This is a genomic window from Ruixingdingia sedimenti (assembly GCF_031432425.1).
Taxonomy (GTDB): domain Bacteria; phylum Pseudomonadota; class Alphaproteobacteria; order Rhodobacterales; family Rhodobacteraceae; genus Ruixingdingia; species Ruixingdingia sedimenti.
Map to the genome: position 1 here is coordinate 1 of NZ_JAVKPH010000104.1, position 1,482 is coordinate 1,482.

Genomic DNA, 1,482 nt, shown 5'->3' on the forward strand with positions numbered 1-1,482 from the left:
GCTTGCCAGTCGGCGCGGCCTTCCACGTCATGGCGGGGTCGAACCAGATCGTCAGAGAGCCGCGGCGCTTGAGCGCTTGGTTATAGGCGGGCCAGTTCCTGGTCTTGTAGATCGGGGGTGTCGGTCTGCTCATGCAGTCAAGCTACCACGCTGGATTCACGAGATGAATCCCTCACGCGATTTGTGCAACAGAGCCAATCCTACCGTCAAGCAGCGAAGATGTTGCCGCTACCAGCTCCGAAGCCCTTCTGCCCGCATGGTAGTTTCGGAAGGCAGGCAGAACTTCGTCTCTGAATTTTCGCCGGGGGTCGTTCGAACATTTGTCTTCGAGAATTGTCGCGCGGACGACCGTTTCACCTTTTTCGTCCAGTTCGATTATGAGCCCGTCAAGACCCTGTGTCGTCGCGCTGATGTGCGGGTCTCTCATGAGGACGTTGGCGGCAGCATCCTGTCGGGCGGCGATCCAGGAGATCGCCTCGAAGATCAGACCGTCGCGATGCCATCGGTGAGCGTCCTGCTGTTCCGACGTGTCTCCGGTCACGGTTAGACGCTGTTTCGCGTCGGAACGGAGCACGTCGATTGTCAAGGCCGGAACCGCTGGCTGCAGGTCCGCGATAATTCGCGCCGCGTGCTTCGCCTGTCCCATCGCGATGATCGCTATGAGCCGCGCTAGTAACTTGACATCACCGACCGTCCAGTGATCGCCGACACAGTGCTCGTTGACCTTGCACGCTGCCGTCGAAATCGCCGTTGGGGACGCAACTCCGGCCTCCGGCCCGGCCGAAACGGTTATCTTGTCGGGGCTGTCTATCTCATGGGCCTTGTTCATCTGGTTAAGACTCTCTTAGCAGCGGCGGCTGCATGCGCGTTCTTTTCAATGACAGTGCTGCGGATGTGCGACAACAAATACATGACTTTATTTGGTTTTACGTGAGAAACGTACTTCAAGTCGAGCAATCTGTTCTGTGAAGTGGCTCGAGGGGTAGCTCGCGATCGGGAACATCGGGAAGTTTGTGGTCATTCGCGCTCACGGCAACGAACGTCCGTTCTCCGCCCCTTCAATCGCTCAAGCCTCTGTTCGGACTGTCACACTATGCAGGCGCAGTGAACGACTACAAGGTTCATCATGGCTGAGATTCTCAGGTGGCAGGGAAAAGCCTTCCCCCTGGTCGGCACTGCGTTGCCGACGCACCCCCATCAGCGGGGAGACCCCGCAACGCCCCCTGAGAGTTCGAGTGCGGGCGGGTTTTCCGTGACGGGTTAAGGACTGGAGGAGTGGCCTCCGGCGCCCGTCGCGGAGATCATCCCGATGGCCAGACAGGACCGCGCCCGTGAAGGCGGCGCCCGCAGCAATCTTTACGACGACATCACCGGCAAGATCATCGCCGAGCTGGAGGAAGGACGGTGAACCGCGCCGGGTTTGCCGGAGGCTGATTTCGGTTAGTTACGCGGCCATGGCGTCAGTTTCCAGAGCGGCGTAGA

1 protein-coding gene and 1 pseudogene are annotated in these 1,482 nt (G+C 59.4%); both read right to left on the reverse strand.

Translation table 11 applies throughout. The features are described 5' to 3' along the window. Positions 1-133 (reverse strand): annotated as a pseudogene (locus RGD00_RS23245) (IS5/IS1182 family transposase); the annotation flags it as partial. Positions 134-172: 39 nt separating this feature from the next. Continuing rightward, on the reverse strand, positions 173-829 hold the full coding sequence (locus RGD00_RS23250) for a hypothetical protein (protein ID WP_310459608.1): 657 nt from the start codon (positions 827-829) through the stop codon (positions 173-175). Positions 830-1,482: the final 653 nt, after the last annotated feature.

Excerpts from the sequence above, each read along its gene's own strand:
- RGD00_RS23250 (WP_310459608.1), bottom strand. The coding sequence starts at position 829 with ATGAACAAGGCCCATGAGATAGACAGCCCCGACAAGATAACCGTTTCG.